We start from the raw sequence: 16,674 nt of genomic DNA, 5'->3' as shown, positions 1-16,674 counted from the left end.
ATTTTGCCCGCGCTGCTACTGGCACTGCTGCATGCGCCCACGGCAGCTGGGCAGGGTAGGCCTGTCCGGTCGCCGGTTATTAATGCCCCAGCGCTGGTGGCCCGCCCGCTGGTGCTGCCTGATACCGGCCGGGTGTTCGGCCTGAACGACCTGCTGACCTTTGTGGCATTGCGCCACCCGGTGGCCCGGCAGGCGGGCTTGCTGCCCGAGCGCGCCCTGCAGGAAGTACGCTTTGCTCGGGGCCTGTTCGACCCTATGGCCACCAGCAAATACTACGGCAAAACCTTCAAGGGCCTGGAGTACTTTCACGACTGGGAAACCCAGCTGCGGGTTCCGGTGTGGTACGGGCTTGATGTGAAGGCCGGCTTTGACCGGGGAGTAGGGCCCTACATCAGCGGTGAAAATTACACCGGGCCGGCTGGCCTCAGCTACGTGGGCCTTTCGGTGCCACTGGCTCAGGGCTTGCTGATTGATGAGCGCCGGGCTTCTGTGCGGCAGGCACAAGCCTTGCAGGGGCTGGCCGAAGCCGAGCGGCGCAGTGCCCTCAACAAGCTGCTGCTGCAGGCTGCCAAAGACTACTGGGACTGGACCCTGAATTTCCGCCGGCGCGAGCTGCTGCGCCAGAACGCTGAGCTGGCCGATATGCGCTTCCGGGCGGTGCGTGAGCGGGTACGCTTTGGAGATTTAGCCGCCATCGACTCGGTGGAAGCCTTAACCGAGCTGCAGAACCGCTTGGCGCTGCTCTCGCAGGCGCAGGTGCAGTGGCAGAACGCCACGCTGCAGCTCAGCAACTACCTCTGGGACGAGCAGCAGCAGCCGCGCGAGCTGCCGGTAGGGGTGCGCCCACAAGTGCTGCCTGGTCCTGCCGACTGGCGCCCACTGCCCCCCGACTCGCTGGCGGCCCTCACGGCGCTGGCCCAGCAGATTCATCCGGACCTGCTGAAAAGCCGCGCCAAGCTAACTCAGCTGGGCATTGAGCGGCGCCTGCTCAGCAACAAGCTGCTGCCCAAACTCAACGTCGATTACAACCTGCTGCAGGCCGGCCAGCCATTCAACCCCGAAAAAGCCGCCAGTCTGAGTGGTACGTATCTGCAAAACAACTACAAGCTGGGCGTAAGCTTTGCGTATCCGCTGCTGCTGCGCCAAGAGCGGGCCAAGCTGCAGCTCAACCGCCTGAAGCTGCGCGAAACCGAGCTGGATCTGCAGCAGGATAGCCGTGAAATCCAGACCGGTGTGCGCGCCGTGGCCAATGACTGGGAGGCACTGCGCGAGCAGCTGCGCCTGCAGGAGCAAGTGGTGCTGAATGCCGGCCGCCTGCGCGACGGCGAGCAGATCCGCTTTGAAAACGGGGAAAGCTCGGTATTTCTCATCAATAGCCGCGAAGCCAGCCTGGTCAGTGCCCGCATCAAGCTGGCCGAGCTACAGGCCAAGTATGCCCAGACCCAGGCAACACTGCGCTGGGCGGCCGGCAGCATAGAACAAGTAGAGCAACAATAGAAAGCAGCGGCGACGGTACATCCCTTAGTGTATGTAGCACGCTGTGCGCAAGGCTTCGGGCACAAGTTTGCACCGCAGCCCCAGCTACTTTTCGGAACAGAGCGCCGGCCCTGCGTGTTAAGCCCCAACACTTATTTTCATCGTCATGGGTCTGCTTCCGGAACTCAAGCGCCGCCCGCGCCTGCACAACGATACATCCCGCGAATCCGCTAAATGGGGTTGGTACATCATGGTCGTCTTCGCGGTAGCGTGGTTCATTTATTCGTTGTGGTTTGATAACTAAGCCAGGCAATACCAGGCCAGATTGGTCGTTTCCAAGCCCGGAATTTCCGTACTTGTAGCTATGACGATGCCCTTGACTATTGCTATGCCGCAGCTGCGGCAGCGCCTAAGCCTGCTGCTGGTGCTGGGTGCCTCGCTCACCCTGAGCGTGGTGCTCATCACGTTTCGCGTGTTCCTGACGCACCAGATTACTTTCGTTTTTCTGCTCTGGAACCTGTTTCTGGCCTTGATTCCGTTTGGGCTGAGTACCATGCTGGGGCTGTCGGCGGGGCCACTGAAGGCGCGGGTGCTGCTGCCGGTGGGCGCCGTGTGGCTGCTGTTTTTTCCTAATGCACCCTACATTCTCACCGACCTGTTTCATCTGGAGCCCCGCACCGGTGTGCCGTATTGGTTTGATCTGGCTCTACTGCTAAGTGCCGCCTGGAACGGCCTGATGCTGGCCTACGCCTCCCTCACCGACATGCAGGCGCTGGTGGCGCGCCGGCTGGGCTGGGGCGCCGGCTGGGCGTTTGCCACGGTGGCGCTATTGCTGAGCAGCTTCGGGGTGTACCTGGGCCGCTACCTGCGGTTCAACTCCTGGGATATAGTCACCAATCCGCTTACGCTGTTCTACGATATTCTGCACCGCATTCTGCACCCCATGGCCTTTTCCGGCACCTGGGGCGTTACCCTGCTATACGGTGTGTTTCTGTTGCTCGGCTACGCTACCGTGCGGCTTATGGGGCCAACTGAGGAGCTGGGCAGGCAGGGGTAGAATGACAGAGCGACGAGGTAGTAATGCTGGGTGAAATGATGGCGGCCTGAAGCCAGTCTACGCCGAACACATTCGTCGGCGGATAATTCACACGCATTTCTGACGGCACTCCGCTACCTTGCTGCCCCATGTTGCACCTCACGCCCGACCCCGCCGATACCGCCACCATGACCTGGGAGCAGCTGCTCAGCCGCCGCCGCTACCCCGAGCAGCCCCAGCTGCACGTCGTGACGGATGCGCCGCCCGTGCGCGGCGCCTTCGTGGCCGACTACGACCGTGTGGTGTTCAGCTCGGCGTTTCGGCGGCTGCAGCGCAAAACCCAGGTGATGCCGCTGCCCGAAACCGACTTCGTGCATACTCGCCTCACGCACAGCCTCGAAACCGCCTGCGTGGGCCGTTCCCTGGGCCGGCTCGGCGGCCGGCTGCTACTCGAAGAAACCGAAGGACTAGCTGAAAGCCTGCCCCACCTCGATTCCGACTTCGGCGACATTGTGGCCGCCGCCTGCCTAGCCCACGATATTGGTAATCCGCCTTTCGGCCACTCCGGCGAAGACGCCATTTCCGCTTACTTCCGCAGTCCGGCCGCCGAGCCGTTTGTGCGCATGCTCAACCCCGCCCAGCGCGCCGATTTGCAGCAGTTTGAAGGCAATGCTGCCGGCTTCCGGGTTCTGACGCATACGTATGCCGCTCATAGTAGCGGTTCAGCTGGCCTGGGCCTCACGTATGCTACGCTGGGAGCCTTCACTAAATACCCGCGCCCTTCGGTGGTAGAGGAAGCCAGCCGGACGCACGGTAGCAGCGAAAAAAAGTACGGGTATTTTCAGACCGAAGCGCCGCGCTTTCACGAAGTAGCCTGTGAGCTGGGCTTGCTGCCTAAGTCTGGCGCGGCTGATGCCGGTGGCTTCTATCACCGTCACCCACTGGCCTTCCTCGTGGAAGCTGCCGATGATTTGTGCTACCGCATTATCGATTTTGAGGATGGGCTAAAGCTGGGCTTGATTCCCTGCGAAACAGGTTTGGCTTTGCTGCGGGCGATGCTCGGCGACGCCCCCAACCGCCGCGGCTCCGTGGAGTGGCGCGACTGGCGCGAGGAACTCGGCTACCTGCGGGCCCGCCTCATCAACCGGCTGGTGCACCAAACGGCCCGCCTCTTCGCCGACCGTGCCCCCGACCTGCTCCGTGGCCGCGCCGACGAGCCGCTGGTGCAGCAGCTCGACTGCTGGCAGCAACTGCAGGAGATTCACCGCCTCACTGTCGAGCATCTCTACCAAAGCCGGCCGGTGCTGGAGATTGAGGCTGCCGGTTTCGAGGTGCTGGCGGGGCTGCTCGACGCTTTCCTGCACGCCACCTTCGACCCGCAGGCCAGCCCCCGCTCGCGGAAGCTGCTGCAGCTATTGCCCGAGCAATTTCGCGCCTCTGGTGCCCAGGACGGCGCCACGGCCTACGAGCAGATTGTGCTGCTCACCGACTACATTGGGGGCCTCACCGACCAGAATGCTCTTAGTTTGTTTCGCACTATTCGGGGCATCGATTTGCCGAAGGGGTTCTAGAAAAAGGGCAGTTGCGCGCTTCATTACTGACCAGGTTAAAGTAAGCGGCAAGCCGACTATTTCCTGTTGGAATATAGTAGCTTTGTTAGGTTCTATGCCTGCGCATCTATCTGCCCGTTAGCCTTGAGGTTCTGGTTCTTCCTGTTTCTGTTGCTGCCCGCAAGCCGGGCATTAGGAGCCGAGTCGGCGGCGCTGATGCAGGCGCTGGCCCGGGTGCGGGCACACCCGCAGCTGGACACTGCCCGCGTGAACCGCCTCAACGAGCTGGCTTTTGTACTGCGCTCCACTGCCCCGCGTGATTCGCGCGTGCGTTTCGAAGAGTCGCTGGAGCTGGCCCAGCTACTGGGGTATCAGGCTGGGGCAGCCAAAGCCCAGCTAGGCCTGGGCTTTTATTACCGCAAGCGCAACGAATATGGCCCGGCACAAGCCTACACCGAGCAGGCGCGCCAGACATTTGCCCGCCTCCACGACCTGCGCAATCAGTTGGCCTGTACCTACAATCTGGCTTACATCTATTCCGGCCAGGGCAACTATCTGCAGGCTCTTACTTATGCGCAAAAGGCCCTCACGATAGCTGAAGCGCTGCGCGACCCGCATTGGCTGGTACTGATGAACGCGCAGATGGGCATTATCAGCACCGAGGTAGGTGAGTATGCCCAGGCACGCCGCTATCTGGAGCAGTGCCTGCAGATAGCCCGGCAGCACAACAACCAGCCGGGCGTGTCGCAGGGGTTACGGGGCCTTGGCGACTTGTACCGGATGCAGCAGCAGTGGGCTACTGCCCGCCGCTACTACGAGCAGGATGTTGCCCTTACGCGCCAGCTGGGCGACGAGCCCGGCTTTCTGGTAGAAGAACTGAACGTGGCGGACATGGCCGAGCACCAGGGGCGCTACTCCGAGGCTTTTTCCTACGCCTACCGCGTGCTGCGGCACTTGGAAGAGCTGGATGTGGTAGGCTACCTGCCCTGGACACAGCTGGTGCTAGCCCGGGCCCATCTGCACACCAACCGCCCGGATAGTGCCCTGTACTATGGCCGGGCCAGCCTGCAGGCCAGCCAGAAAAGCGGGGTGAAGGAAAGCATCCGGGATGCCAGCGAAGTGCTGACGCAAGCCAGCGTGCAGCAGGGCCTCTTTGCCGATGCGTACCGGTATCAGCGCCTGTTCAGCATCTACCAGGACAGCCTCAGCAGCCGCGCCCTGATCCGGCGGCTGGCAGCACAGCAGTACGCCGCCGATCTGGCTCGTCAGCAGACCCGGATTCGCCAGCTTACCCGCAACGAGCAACTGATCCGGCAGCAAAACCGACAGCAGCAATGGCTGCTGGGGGTGTCGTTGGTTGGGCTTGCGCTGGTAGGCGGGCTAAGTATGGTGCTCTGGCGAAGCAATCAGCTAAAAAAACGCGCCTACACTCAACTGGAGCAGCAGCAGCAGGAGTTGCTGGCCACCCAGCAGCAGTTGGTGGCGGCCGAAAAATGGGCCTTCGTGGGAGAATTGTCGGCCGGTATTGCGCATGAGCTGCAGAACCCGCTCAGCTTTATGAAAAAATTTGCCGAAGTGAGCGTGGAGCTTCTCGACCACGACAGCACCCGCGTTCCGGGCTCGGCCGTGGCGGCATCGGACGGCTTGCAGCAGGAAATTCTGAGTGGCCTCAAGCAAAACCTGCAGGAAATCAGCCAGCACGGACAACGGGCTTCATCCATCATCACCAACATGCTGGCTCATGCCCGTACCGGCACTAGCCAGCAGGAAGCCACCGTGCTGAATGACATGGTAGATAAAGCCCTGCAGCTTGCTTATGAAGGTGTGCAGCTGCAATATCCCGAGTTTCGGGCAACGCTGCATACCCAACTGAGTGCCTCGGTGGGGGAGGTGCTGCTGGTGCCCACCGAAATTGAGCGGGTGCTGCTGAATCTGTTTACCAACGCTTTCTATGCCCTGATAGAGCGTATGCGCCAGCCGGCAGCACCTTACGAGCCTACACTGCACGTAAGTACCAGCCGGGAAGGCGGGCAGGTAACCATCCGGGTGCGCGACAACGGCACAGGCATGGAGCCACAGGTGCAGCAGCAGATCTTTCAGCCTTTTTTCACGACCAAACCATTGGGGGAGGGTACCGGCCTGGGGTTGTCTTTAGCTCATGATATCGTGACAAAAGCCCACCACGGTACGCTCACCGTAGATACGCAGCCCGGCAAGTACACCGAGTTTGTGGTTCGCCTGCCTGCCTGAAAGCTTAGCGCAGCAGGCGCAGCGTAGTATCTAGCTGCTGGGTGCGCAGCAACAGCTGCACCTGCTGCTGCACCTGCTGCCGGCTTTGGTGATGCTGCTGCTTGCGAAACGGCTTCACTTGGTAGCGACGCGCCCCGGCCTGCCGGCTCAGCCCCATATATACGAGGCCCCGGCTGGGCCGCTCGGTGGCTTCCCCATTCTGGATTCGCTCTATGCGCTTTTCGTTGTTGCCAAACAGCGTTTGGAGCGGGCTCAACCCTATATACAGATCGGCCTGGCCATTGAGGTGGTAGGTGCCGTTGATGTTGAGGTCGGTGAGGTTGCTGTTCAGGTGCAGATCAGGAATCAGCAGCCGGCCGCCAGCCAGCACGAAGCGCGAGCCAACCGGCTCGAAGTACAGGTGATTGGTGCGCTCCTCACGCATAAACCGCAATGCCTGCATTAACGCCTCCACGTTTAGCAATTCCAGGTGCTGCAGGTCGGTGTCGAGAAACGCATAGGTCTGCGTGACATCGGGTAGGAAGGCATTGTCAAGGTCCGTGCGAAGGTCCGTTTCGCCGTTCATACTGCCCCGGATATTCTCGGCGCCTAGCACATCGAACCCCACGGCACCGGCCAGCCCAAACAACTGGCTTAGCTGAATTTGGTGCAGCCGTAGTTGGGCCCGCAGCGGATGGTGGCCTGCCGCCGCAGTGGTCTGCAGCGCCCCCCGCAACGATATGTCGCCCCCAAACGCCTGCAGCTGGCACTGCTCCAGCTTCACCTGGCCCGCTTCCAGGCTGCTTCTGAGTTGAAACTTGCCGCCCCGCAATGCTCCGTATTTCACCTGGTTGGCCGTGACGTTCACGCGGCCTGTCACGGTGCCATCCAGAAAGGGTGAGGGGCGCGAGCCGACCGTAGGACGCAGGCGCGAATGTGCCTCTTCGGGCGGCAGCGGCATGGTACTCAGTGCGGCCAGCAGTTGCAACAGGTGCTGTATATCCAGTGTGGCGTAGTGCAGGTCCAGGTCGGCGCGGGCATGGGCCAGCTGGGTGCCCTCCAGTAGGGCCGTAGCGCTGATGCGCCCTCGCCCACCCGTGGAAGAGCGAAAGGTGAAAGCCGGAATCAGAAAATAGCGCCCGTTTTTATCGATGCGCAACCGTAGTTGCTGGAGCGCCGCAGAGCCTGGCAGCACTAGGTTGTCTACTGCCACAGTGGCTTGACCGTTGGCAGCCAGCAGCACTTCGCGCAGCGTTGGATCTTTGGGGGCACTCTTGGCCCGGCGGGTAGGGCGCGTGAGGCGGCCCAGAAGCTGCTGGTAGCTTAGCGTAGGGAAATGCACCGCCAGTTGCGCAGCCACTGGCTGCAGGTTAAGCGTGTCGGTGGGCCAGCTGACAGTGCCGCGTACCTGCCCGCCCCACACCTGCACGCGCAGGTCGCGCAATTGCACATGCCGGCCGTTGTGGCGCACAGTAGCGGCTAGTTGCTCCAGCGTATCGGCAGCCAGCACCAGCCGCCTGCAGCGCAGCTGAATAGCAAGCCGCAAGCCCGGAGGAAGTAGGTTCAGGGCCTGCGCTGCCAGCCGTTGATTGGGCGTGCGGCTGCGGTTGGCTGGCGTGGCGGGGCGGTTGCGTCGCTGGCCGCTACGGGGGGCAGCCAGCAGCCGGCGCATTTCATTCAGGCGAAGCTCATCCACCGCAAAAGTGCCCGCAACCGTAGTAAAGGGGTGCTGCCCACTGAAATATGCCAGCAGGTAGGTGGTTTTGGCATTAGCCCGCAACTGCATGCCATTGATGCGGCCAGTCAGGTTTTCCAGCGTCCAGAGGCTGTCATGCAGCCGGATATTTACGTTGAGGCCCACCATGTCGGCGTGGCGCCGTGGCACAGTGAAGGAAGCATTTTCGAGCCGCACAGTGCCGCGGGCCGCAATAGGTGGCAGCAGCGTATCGGCCCGGGCCGTGCGGCGTTCAGCCCGGGCCGGAATGGTGGGCAGCACACCATTAAGTTGCAGGTTGATGGCCGCCTCGCCCTGGCGCGCTTTCCAGAATGCAGGCACCACCACCGCCGCCAGCGTCTGCAGGTCGGTGCGGCCACGGACGTGGCCGTTGAAGCGGGGCTTAGTGAAGTCGGTTACGGACAGCGCCGCCTCCAGCTCGCCGGCGCGGGAATAGATGCGGCACTGCTCGAACGTGAGGCTGGTGGTGCGCGGCGTGTGGCCCGGGCCATTGTCGAAGGTACCGCGGGCGTCCCAGCGCCGGATGCGCCGCGCCGAGTCGGCCCACTGCACCTGGGCGTTGCGCATGGCAAAGTGCAGAATAGTGCGGGGCCGCGTGGTAGGCCCGCTCACACCCCGGATGCTGTAGCGAATAAAAGCGTGGCTGGGGCTGCGGGCGTCATCCAAAAAACGCTCCAGGCCGGTGGGCAACGCCACGCGTAACACTTCCAGCAGCGGCTGCCGGCCGGCAAACCGCAGGTTGAGACGGGTGCCGCGGGTTTCGCCGGGGGCCGCCCCGCGGTGAGTGCCGCGCACCAGCACCGTATCGTTGTTGAGCGTGACGCGCGTGTTTTGAAACCGGCCTTCGCGCTGCCGAAAGTTGTAGCTGTAGCGCACCTGGGCAACCACGGGCTCATCGGCAAACAGATTGCCGCGCCCGCTCCGCAAATACACCAGCTGCGCATCCAGCCGACCCTGCACCTGCGCCACGCCCTGCTGGACGCGCGCCGTCAGCTGCCCCTGCCGGACATACGCCGAGAAGCCGCTTTGGTGCAGCTCGTTGCGGTCCGTTACGCGCACGTTGTAGAGCAGCATTGAGTCCAGGTTGAAGTTGGGCGGGCCCTGGGGGGTGGCATTGCGCGGGCCTTTGCCGCGCAAGCCCCAGTCGCGCCCCTGCTTATCAGTAAGCTGCCAAAACTCACCGTCGCGTAGCGTGAGGCGGCTCACCCGAAACCTGCCACGCCAGATGTCCGAAAAGTCCAGGCGGGCATCCAGTTGCCCAATGCGCAGCACCGGCACCGCCCGGCGGTAGGAAGTGTCGGTGAGCTGTACGCCCTGCAGAGAGGCCGAGAGGTACGGAAAGTCGCGCAATGCCGAGATACTCACCCGGAATGGGGCCAACACCAGGTCAGAGTTGCGGGTTAGCCGTTCGCGGATCAGATTTTCCAGTTTATGCTGGCCCCAGCTTGTGCCCAGCAACCAAGCCCCGCCCACTGCCGCCAACAAGAATCCCAGCACACCAATGGCCAGAAGTTGACGAACAGTAGGTTTTTTCATAGGAGCTGCTGCCTGATATACCGGGCAAAGCGGCTTTACGCGAAACAGGCATATTTAGCTGCCACAGAGCCATCAGTCGTGATAAAGGTCGATTACAATTCATAATTTAGAATAATTCTAAATAAATCTGTTTGCTTTGCATCTAACCTATCACGCACTTCTCTATGGCTCAGCTATTGCATCATAACGACCTTGGCTATTGTGCCCGCTGCCCGCGCACCTGTCACTTGCACATCTGCTTCGGCAACGTAGCACTGGCTACCACCCCCGCCGAGTTCCGGGAGTTCCGGCGGGTCGTGGCCGACACCTGGCAGTACCATCATGCCCGCACTCCCGACCCCGAAGCCCGCTGCATTGCCTTGCGCACTCCGGCCCCCCGGCTGGCATTGGTGTTTTCGTTGGCCGAGCTAACCCAACTGCGCGACATTCTGGAAACTACCGGCCTGCTGCTGGAAGTGGAAGAGTTGCTGGCCTGACTGGTTTCAAAGAAAATGGCCGCCAGCATAACGCCGGCGGCCCTTTTTCTAAGCAATCTATTATTCAAGTATTGCTACTCCCACTCAATCGTAGCCGGCGGCTTGGAGCTGATATCGTACACCACGCGGTTGATGCCGCGCACCTGGTTGATGATTTTGTTGCTCACGTCGGCCAGGAATTCGTAAGGTAGGTGCGCCCAGTCGGCGGTCATGCCGTCTACGCTGGTTACGGCGCGCAAAGCCACTACCTGCTCGTAGGTGCGCTCGTCGCCCATCACGCCCACGCTCTGGATGGGCAGCAGCATCACGCCGGCCTGCCACACTTTCTCATAGAGGCCGTGCTCTTTCAGGCCGTTGATGAAGATGGCGTCGGCGCGCTGTAGCAAGTCCACCTTAGCGGGCGTAATGTCGCCGAGGATGCGGATGCCTAGGCCGGGGCCGGGGAAGGGGTGGCGGTGCAGGATGTGGGCGGGCAGCTCCAGCGTGTGGCCTACTTCGCGCACTTCATCCTTGAACAAAGCCCGCAGCGGCTCCACAATCCGCAGGTTCATCTTCTCGGGCAAACCACCCACGTTGTGGTGGCTCTTGATGGTTACGGCCGGGCCCTTCACCGACACACTCTCAATCACGTCGGGGTAAATGGTGCCCTGGGCCAGCCAGCGCGCGCCTTCCACTTTCTGGGCTTCCCGGTCAAAGACCTCTATAAAGGTGCGGCCAATGGCTTTGCGCTTCAACTCGGGGTCGGTGAGGCCCGCCAGGGCGTTGTAGAACTCCTGGGAAGCGTCCACGCCGCGTACGTTCAGCCCCAGGCCCTGGTAGGAGTGGAGCACCTGCTCGTACTCGTCTTTGCGCAGCAGCCCGTTGTTGACGAAGATGCCATGTAGGCGCGTGCCAATGGCTTTGTGCAGCAGCAGCGCCGCCACCGACGAGTCTACGCCACCGGAGAGGCCCAGAATTACCTGGTCCTGCTCGCCAATGGTGCGCTGCAGGGTTTCCACCATGCTGTCCACAAAGTGCTCGGGCGTCCAGCTTTGGTCGAGCCCGCAGATGTTCACCACGAAGTTCTGAAGCAGGGTTTTCCCGTCTGTCGAGTGCGTTACTTCGGGATGAAACTGGATGCCGTAGGTTTCCTGGCCTTCAATTTTGAAGGCGGCTACTGCCACTTCCGGCGTGCTGGCAATGATGTCGAAGCCTTGCGGAAGCGCCTTAATGGTGTCGCCGTGCGACATCCACACCTGCGACTCGGTAGGTACGCCATGTAGCAGGGCGCTATCATGGTGCACACGGCTGAGGCGGGCGCGGCCATATTCGCGGATGGTGGCCGGCAGCACCTCGCCGCCCTGCTGGTGGGCCAGCAGCTGCGCACCATAGCACACGCCCAGCACCGGCACCTGGCCCAGGTAGGCGCTCAGATCAGGACTTGGCGAGTCGGCGTCGCGCACGGAACACGGGGAACCCGAAAGCACAACGCCCCGGATATCCTCAGTGAGGGCCGGGGCGTGGTTATACGGATGGATTTCGCAGTAGACATTCAGTTCCCGGATGCGGCGGGCAATGAGCTGTGTGTACTGCGACCCAAAATCAAGAATCAGGATTTGTTGAGGCATACTGCAAAGCTACTCACGGATTTTGCGGAATAGGAAATTTCCGGCAGATTAATCCGGCAAAAGCGTGGCAGGGCCGACGTACGCAACACAAATATGTAAGGCCTTCAGTTAGTTGTAAAGGGCACTATCTGCAAAATCGGAATAAGCTGTTCTATTTCGGTCTGTAGTTTGTTACTGCAGCATTCGTCTGCCAACTGTGGCCGGTATCGGGCCGTAGTAGGGTGCACACGCTGCACGTTCGAGTTTCACGTTTTCAATTTATTTGTAGTTGCCATGTTGTTCAAGGTAGTCGCTCTGTGTCTGGTAGGTGGAGGAATGGGGGGAAGTCTGGCACCACTGGTTGTGCCGAATATCACTGCTGCAGAAATCTGGCAGGCAGCCCCGCATCAGCTGGTAGGTACCATAGCAAACCGCAACGGCGAGCCGCTGGCCGGGGCCACAGTTATGCTGGCCGCAAACCGTAACTCGTCTGTCATCACCAACTCGGCCGGGCGCTTTCTGCTGCCCAGCCCGCAGCCAACTCCGGAGCTACGGGTGAGCTTTGCCGGCTACTATGACACGACAGTGGTGATGCCGCCGCCCGGCCAGCCACTTGTGGTGGAGTTGCGGGCAGTGTCGCGCTACAAGAAGCAACTCAAAAAGCAACTGAAGTCAGCTGACAAGGCCTGGCGCAAAAACTAGCGTTGTGTAGCTAGCTGGCTGGCATCTGAAAACCCAAGATGGTCCTGCTGAGCTTCAATCAACGCTCCAGGCACCACTCAGCCGCCTCAGAGCTGAAACCGAGTTTACATCCTGCTGCTTTCTGCCGTTCAGTGGCTGGAAGCAGCAGGATTTTTTGTGTGATACAGCAGACTTGTCAGGCGGAGAGGTATATTAAGGGGTCTGTATGTCCTTAACCTTCTGCTTTCTACACATGGCAAAACCTCTATTCTCTCTGTTGCTGGCTGGTATTCTGGCAGGCATAGCGCTGGTCCCGGCCACCGCCCAGGTGGCTACCGTTACCGCTGGCTCGCAAATTTCGGCGCTGTCGCCCATCAACCACGCCAGTTCCGAAGGCGCCTATGAAACCATATATCTGCAGAATTCCATCAACCAGGCCGGCGCTATCACGCGGCTGGCTTTCGAGAAATCTGACGGTACGGAGCTTACCCCGCTCAGTGGCGTGATTCTGTACCTGAAAACCACCACGGCAACCGAGTTTCAGAGCGGCGCGCTCGATACGCTGGGCTATCAGCGGGTGTATGCCGGCAATTTCCCGAATGCCACCACCAGCGGCTACCAAGAGGTGCAGCTGCAGCGGCCTTTCAGCTATGCCAATACTGCCGGCCAGCACCTCTCTGTGCTGGTGCTGCGGCGGGGTGGCAATGTGCAGGCCACCATCGGGCCCCGGGCGCGCTTTCTTTACGGCGTCACAACGGCGCCGCTCCGGATTGCCTGCCGCCGCTATACCGGTACGCTTCCGGTTACCAGCGCCACCATGCTAACGGCCACCAACGTGCTGTGCAACATCCGGCTCACCTTCAACACGCCCCAGGCTACGGCTGCCGCCCGCCGTTTGGTGCTGGCACTCTATCCGAACCCCGCAACCAGTACGCTGCAGGTTGAGTTGCCGAGGCCAAATCAAGCGGCGCAGGTGCAGATAATCGATTTTCTTGGTCGGGTGGTAGGAGCCGAGCAGCGCCTGGCCGCCAGCACTACCGGGGTTGGGCAACTTTCTGTAGCCACTTTACCAGCCGGGAGCTACTGGCTGCGCCTGCGCCAAGATGGTGAAGTGCGGGTGCAGCCCTTTGTGAAAGAATGACTTACTGTCGATGGGCGCTGATATGGGCTGATTGAAGAGTGATATTTTCAAGAAAATAGTGCCCGCAGTTGCAGCAATAGATGAATCTGTGCGTACCTTTGGACCGGCGAGTCAGAACGACCAGCTCCTGTTGAACTCCCCCAGGACCGGAAGGTAGCAAGGGTAGATGGTTGAGCGGTGCGATTTTGGCTCGCTTTTTTATCACGGATGTCGATGACTACGCAAGTAGTTGCCTGCATCTAGCAAAGTGAAAAGCGCCCTGCAAGGGGCGCTTTTCCTGTTTTACGGCATTTCCATCGGCCGCCTGCTGTCAGCGTAACACACAAAATCCGGCCATGCCGCCGAATCCGGTTAATCAGTGAGTAGCTTTGCGGCCATTGTTGTTCCCCAACCTACCCGCATGAAATTCTTCATTGACACCGCCAACCTGAAAGAAATTCAGGAAGCCGTAGAACTTGGCGTCCTCGACGGCGTAACCACCAACCCTTCGCTGATGGCCAAAGAGGGCATCCGCGGCATCGACGCGGTGCTGAGCCACTACAAGCAGATCTGCGAGCTGGTGGACGGCGACGTGTCGGCCGAGGTGATTGCCACCGACTTCGATGGCATGATCCGGGAAGGGGAGGCCCTGGCCGACCTGCACCCCAACATCGTGGTGAAAGTGCCCATGATCCGAGACGGCGTGAAAGCCATCAAATATTTCTCGGAGAAAGGCATCAAAACTAACTGCACGCTGATTTTCTCGGCCGGGCAGGCGCTGTTGGCCGCCAAAGCCGGTGCCACCTACGTGTCGCCGTTTGTGGGCCGTCTCGATGATATCGGGCACGATGGTTTGCAGCTGGTGCAGCAGATTGTGGACATCTTCTCCAACTACGGCTACCCCACGCAGGTGCTGGCGGCCTCGGTGCGCCACGTGCCGCACCTGCTGCAGTGCGCCGAGCTGGGTGCCGATGTAGTAACCTGCCCGCTGAACGTCATTACCGGCTTGCTCAACCACCCGCTCACCGACAAGGGCCTGGCCACGTTTCTGGCCGACCACGCCAAGGTGAATGGGTAACTGATGTGCTGATAGTTGATATGTTGATTGTTGAAGTGCTGGTTATCGGTTGGCCTTGCTCCATATCGTTTTAGCCGCCGGCCGAACCTGTCAATGATCAACCCCCTCAACAAGCATCAATCAACTAAGTACAGATGTACATCATCAAAGTAAAAGGCAAGGCCAAGATTCCGGACTACATTCAGCTGCGCGACGAGGAGTTTGTGCTGATTGCGTACTTCCGCGCCGACCGGCCTCTGAAAGACCTGCACCGCTACGGTCTGGAGGGCAAGGAAGTGCCGCTGGCCGCCGTAATTGAAGGCCTGGAGTTCGGCAAGCTACAGAAGCTGGAAGTCTGAGCTGTCGCCCGCCATTGCAGGGTTCCGGATGAAGTAGAACTGTGGAGCGGGCCGGGTTTACCGGCCGGTTGCCGGTTTGCTTTGTCCGGAACGCTGTTTTTCAGGAAATCCTTCCGCCCCGTATCTTCGCCCTATGCCTACTGCCACCAACCCCGTTATCGAGCTCCACGATGCCTACATCATGCAGGACGTGAACACCGTGCTGCAGAAGGTGACGTTCACGCTCGACAAAGGCGAATTTGCCTATCTGGTGGGCCGCACCGGCTCCGGTAAAAGCTCGCTGCTGAAGACGCTCTACGCTGATCTGGCGCTGGGCGGCGGCACGGGTACGGTGGTGGGGTTTCCGCTGCCTAAGCTCAGTAGCAGCAGCAAAGTGCCGTTTCTGCGGCGCAAGCTGGGCATCATCTTCCAGGATTTCCAGCTGCTGTTCGACCGTACGGTGGCCGAAAATCTGCTGTTTGTGCTGAACGCCACCGGCTGGAGCGGCAAAGCCCGCAAGCAGCAGCGCATTTCCGAAGTGCTGATGCAGGTGGGGCTGGCCAATTCGGCTGCCAAGATGCCGCACCAGCTTTCCGGTGGCGAGCAGCAGCGGGTGGTCATTGCCCGGGCGCTGCTCAACGAGCCGCTGCTGCTGCTCGCTGATGAGCCCACCGGCAACCTCGACCCCGACGTGGCCGACAGCATCATGCGCCTGTTCGTGGAAATCAACAATTCGGGTACGGCCGTGCTCATGGCCACCCACAACTACCAGATTATTCAGCAATACCCGAAGCGGGTACTCAAGTGCGAGAAAGGCCAGCTGGTAGACTCGGCCACCACGCCGTTTCAGCTGCAGGGCGACCGGTAGCGGCTGACAGTTACTTAAGTAAAGAGTAAGGCCGCCACGGCGCGTCATTCTTAATTTTTAATTCTTAATTCTCAATTGACTCTCCCCGGATTGTCGGTGCTGATTCCGGTGTATAACCGCGACGTAACGCCGCTGGTGCGGGCGTTGCTGGCGCAAGCGGCCGACTGGGGCGGGCCGCTGGAAATACGCTGCCTCGACGACGCCTCCGCCCCGCACTACCGCCACCTCAACCAGCCGCTGGCCGATTTGCCGGGCGTGTGCTACCAGGAGTTGCCGCAGAATATAGGCCGCGCGGCCATCCGCAACCAACTGGCCGCCGCCGCCCGCCACAAATGGCTGCTACTGCTCGACAACGACAGTCTGCTGCCGGACGGGCATTTTCTGGCCCGCTATGCTGCGGCTCACTTGCTGGCGCCGGTGTTGGTAGGCGGCACTGCTTACGAGGCTCAACCACCTACGGAACCCGACCTATACCTGCGTTGGCTGTATGGGCGCCGCCGCGAAGCCCGGCCGGCCGCGTTGCGCCAGCGCGCCCCGCACGGCCAGCTTACGCTCAACAACATGCTGGTGCAGACCGCCGTGTTCCGCCGCTTTGGCCTCGATGAAAGCCTGACCCGCTACGGCCACGAAGACACAAAATTCGGCTGGCTGTTGCGGCAGGCCGGCACCGCCGTCCATCACCTCGACAACCCTGTGCTGCACGATGGACTGGAGCCAGCGGCGGTGTTTATAAGCAAAACGCACGATGCTGTGCGCAATCTGGCGCGCCTCTACCTGGCAGAAGGGCTGGGGGCCGACACCAAGCTGCTGAAGGCTGCGCTGCAGCTGCGCCGCTGGGGCCTAAGCGAAGCAGTGCGCGTTGCGTTTGCGCTTCGGCAGCCACAGGTGCACCGCAACCTGCTTTCCAGCCAGCCCAGCCTACGCCAGCTCGACGCCCTCAAACTTTACTGGCTCCTTACGGAGCTGAAGTAACCTGGCAGCAGATA

14 protein-coding genes and 1 other RNA gene are annotated in these 16,674 nt (G+C 60.9%); 13 read left to right on the top strand and 2 right to left on the bottom strand.

The window, feature by feature from the left end; translation table 11 throughout:
- Positions 1 to 3: 3 nt before the first annotated feature.
- The 5 genes from H8B14_RS12855 to H8B14_RS12835 all read left to right on the top strand — a co-directional run bounded on the left by H8B14_RS12855 (position 4) and on the right by H8B14_RS12835 (position 6,312).
- On the top strand, positions 4 to 1,497 hold the full coding sequence (locus tag H8B14_RS12855) for a TolC family protein (RefSeq protein ID WP_187316051.1): 1,494 nt from the start codon (positions 4 to 6) through the stop codon (positions 1,495 to 1,497).
- 145 nt (positions 1,498 to 1,642) lie between these two features.
- Positions 1,643 to 1,780 carry a hypothetical protein gene (locus H8B14_RS12850; RefSeq protein WP_187316050.1) on the top strand — a complete coding sequence of 46 codons (138 nt, stop codon included), beginning with the start codon at positions 1,643 to 1,645 and terminating at the stop codon, positions 1,778 to 1,780.
- A 60-nt stretch (positions 1,781 to 1,840) separates the two neighbouring features.
- Positions 1,841 to 2,533, top strand: a complete 693-nt coding sequence (locus H8B14_RS12845; protein ID WP_187316049.1) for a DUF1361 domain-containing protein — start codon at positions 1,841 to 1,843, stop codon at positions 2,531 to 2,533.
- Between the two features lie 128 nt (positions 2,534 to 2,661).
- Positions 2,662 to 4,083: a dGTP triphosphohydrolase gene (dgt, locus tag H8B14_RS12840; RefSeq protein ID WP_187316048.1), complete on the top strand. Its 1,422-nt coding sequence runs from the start codon at positions 2,662 to 2,664 to the stop codon at positions 4,081 to 4,083.
- Between the two features lie 123 nt (positions 4,084 to 4,206).
- The gene (locus tag H8B14_RS12835) at positions 4,207 to 6,312 is read left to right on the top strand and encodes a tetratricopeptide repeat protein (protein WP_187316047.1); all 2,106 of its coding nucleotides are present in this window, start codon (positions 4,207 to 4,209) and stop codon (positions 6,310 to 6,312) included.
- A gap of 4 nt (positions 6,313 to 6,316) precedes the next feature.
- Here H8B14_RS12835 and H8B14_RS12830 read toward each other — a convergent pair whose 3' ends face one another.
- The gene (locus tag H8B14_RS12830; protein WP_187316046.1) at positions 6,317 to 9,562 is read right to left on the bottom strand and encodes an AsmA family protein; all 3,246 of its coding nucleotides are present in this window, start codon (positions 9,560 to 9,562) and stop codon (positions 6,317 to 6,319) included.
- A gap of 164 nt (positions 9,563 to 9,726) precedes the next feature.
- On the opposite strand from H8B14_RS12830, the gene H8B14_RS12825 reads away from it, so the two are divergent.
- Positions 9,727 to 10,038 (top strand): DUF6686 family protein, encoded by a 312-nt coding sequence (locus H8B14_RS12825; protein WP_187316045.1) that lies wholly within the window; start codon positions 9,727 to 9,729, stop codon positions 10,036 to 10,038.
- 74 nt (positions 10,039 to 10,112) lie between these two features.
- Here H8B14_RS12825 and guaA read toward each other — a convergent pair whose 3' ends face one another.
- Positions 10,113 to 11,645 (bottom strand): glutamine-hydrolyzing GMP synthase, encoded by a 1,533-nt coding sequence (gene guaA, locus H8B14_RS12820; protein ID WP_187316044.1) that lies wholly within the window; start codon positions 11,643 to 11,645, stop codon positions 10,113 to 10,115.
- A gap of 273 nt (positions 11,646 to 11,918) precedes the next feature.
- Here guaA and H8B14_RS12815 point away from each other — a divergent pair, with 273 nt between their 5' ends.
- The 7 genes from H8B14_RS12815 to H8B14_RS12785 all read left to right on the top strand — a co-directional run bounded on the left by H8B14_RS12815 (position 11,919) and on the right by H8B14_RS12785 (position 16,660).
- Complete coding sequence (locus H8B14_RS12815) at positions 11,919 to 12,326, top strand: carboxypeptidase-like regulatory domain-containing protein (protein ID WP_187316043.1); 408 nt, start codon at positions 11,919 to 11,921, stop codon at positions 12,324 to 12,326.
- Positions 12,327 to 12,558: 232 nt separating this feature from the next.
- Positions 12,559 to 13,446: a T9SS type A sorting domain-containing protein gene (locus H8B14_RS12810; RefSeq protein WP_187316042.1), complete on the top strand. Its 888-nt coding sequence runs from the start codon at positions 12,559 to 12,561 to the stop codon at positions 13,444 to 13,446.
- Positions 13,447 to 13,549: 103 nt separating this feature from the next.
- Positions 13,550 to 13,646, top strand: an RNA gene (ffs, locus tag H8B14_RS12805) — signal recognition particle sRNA small type.
- Positions 13,647 to 13,846: 200 nt separating this feature from the next.
- Complete coding sequence (gene fsa, locus H8B14_RS12800; protein ID WP_187316041.1) at positions 13,847 to 14,503, top strand: fructose-6-phosphate aldolase; 657 nt, start codon at positions 13,847 to 13,849, stop codon at positions 14,501 to 14,503.
- 134 nt (positions 14,504 to 14,637) lie between these two features.
- Positions 14,638 to 14,841: a fructose-6-phosphate aldolase gene (locus H8B14_RS12795; RefSeq protein ID WP_187316040.1), complete on the top strand. Its 204-nt coding sequence runs from the start codon at positions 14,638 to 14,640 to the stop codon at positions 14,839 to 14,841.
- A 133-nt stretch (positions 14,842 to 14,974) separates the two neighbouring features.
- Positions 14,975 to 15,688, top strand: a complete 714-nt coding sequence (locus H8B14_RS12790; protein WP_187316039.1) for a cell division ATP-binding protein FtsE — start codon at positions 14,975 to 14,977, stop codon at positions 15,686 to 15,688.
- Positions 15,689 to 15,763: 75 nt separating this feature from the next.
- A complete protein-coding gene (locus tag H8B14_RS12785; protein WP_187316038.1) occupies positions 15,764 to 16,660 on the top strand; it encodes a glycosyltransferase family 2 protein in 897 nt (298 codons plus the stop codon).
- The last annotated feature ends 14 nt before the right edge of the window (positions 16,661 to 16,674 follow it).

Source organism: Hymenobacter puniceus (genome assembly GCF_014333525.1).
GTDB lineage: Bacteria > Bacteroidota > Bacteroidia > Cytophagales > Hymenobacteraceae > Hymenobacter.
The sequence above is the reverse complement of the archived record's forward strand: the minus strand, read 5'-3'. Positions and strand labels throughout refer to the sequence as shown.

Coding starts and splice junctions, on each gene's coding strand:
- H8B14_RS12825 (WP_187316045.1), top strand. CDS start 9,727: ATGGCTCAGCTATTGCATCATAACGACCTTGGCTATTGTGCCCGCTGC.
- fsa (WP_187316041.1), top strand. CDS start 13,847: ATGAAATTCTTCATTGACACCGCCAACCTGAAAGAAATTCAGGAAGCC.
- guaA (WP_187316044.1), bottom strand. CDS start 11,645: ATGCCTCAACAAATCCTGATTCTTGATTTTGGGTCGCAGTACACACAG.
- H8B14_RS12790 (WP_187316039.1), top strand. CDS start 14,975: ATGCCTACTGCCACCAACCCCGTTATCGAGCTCCACGATGCCTACATC.
- H8B14_RS12845 (WP_187316049.1), top strand. CDS start 1,841: ATGACGATGCCCTTGACTATTGCTATGCCGCAGCTGCGGCAGCGCCTA.
- H8B14_RS12795 (WP_187316040.1), top strand. CDS start 14,638: ATGTACATCATCAAAGTAAAAGGCAAGGCCAAGATTCCGGACTACATT.
- H8B14_RS12810 (WP_187316042.1), top strand. CDS start 12,559: ATGGCAAAACCTCTATTCTCTCTGTTGCTGGCTGGTATTCTGGCAGGC.
- dgt (WP_187316048.1), top strand. CDS start 2,662: ATGTTGCACCTCACGCCCGACCCCGCCGATACCGCCACCATGACCTGG.
- H8B14_RS12815 (WP_187316043.1), top strand. CDS start 11,919: ATGTTGTTCAAGGTAGTCGCTCTGTGTCTGGTAGGTGGAGGAATGGGG.
- H8B14_RS12830 (WP_187316046.1), bottom strand. CDS start 9,562: ATGAAAAAACCTACTGTTCGTCAACTTCTGGCCATTGGTGTGCTGGGA.
- H8B14_RS12850 (WP_187316050.1), top strand. CDS start 1,643: ATGGGTCTGCTTCCGGAACTCAAGCGCCGCCCGCGCCTGCACAACGAT.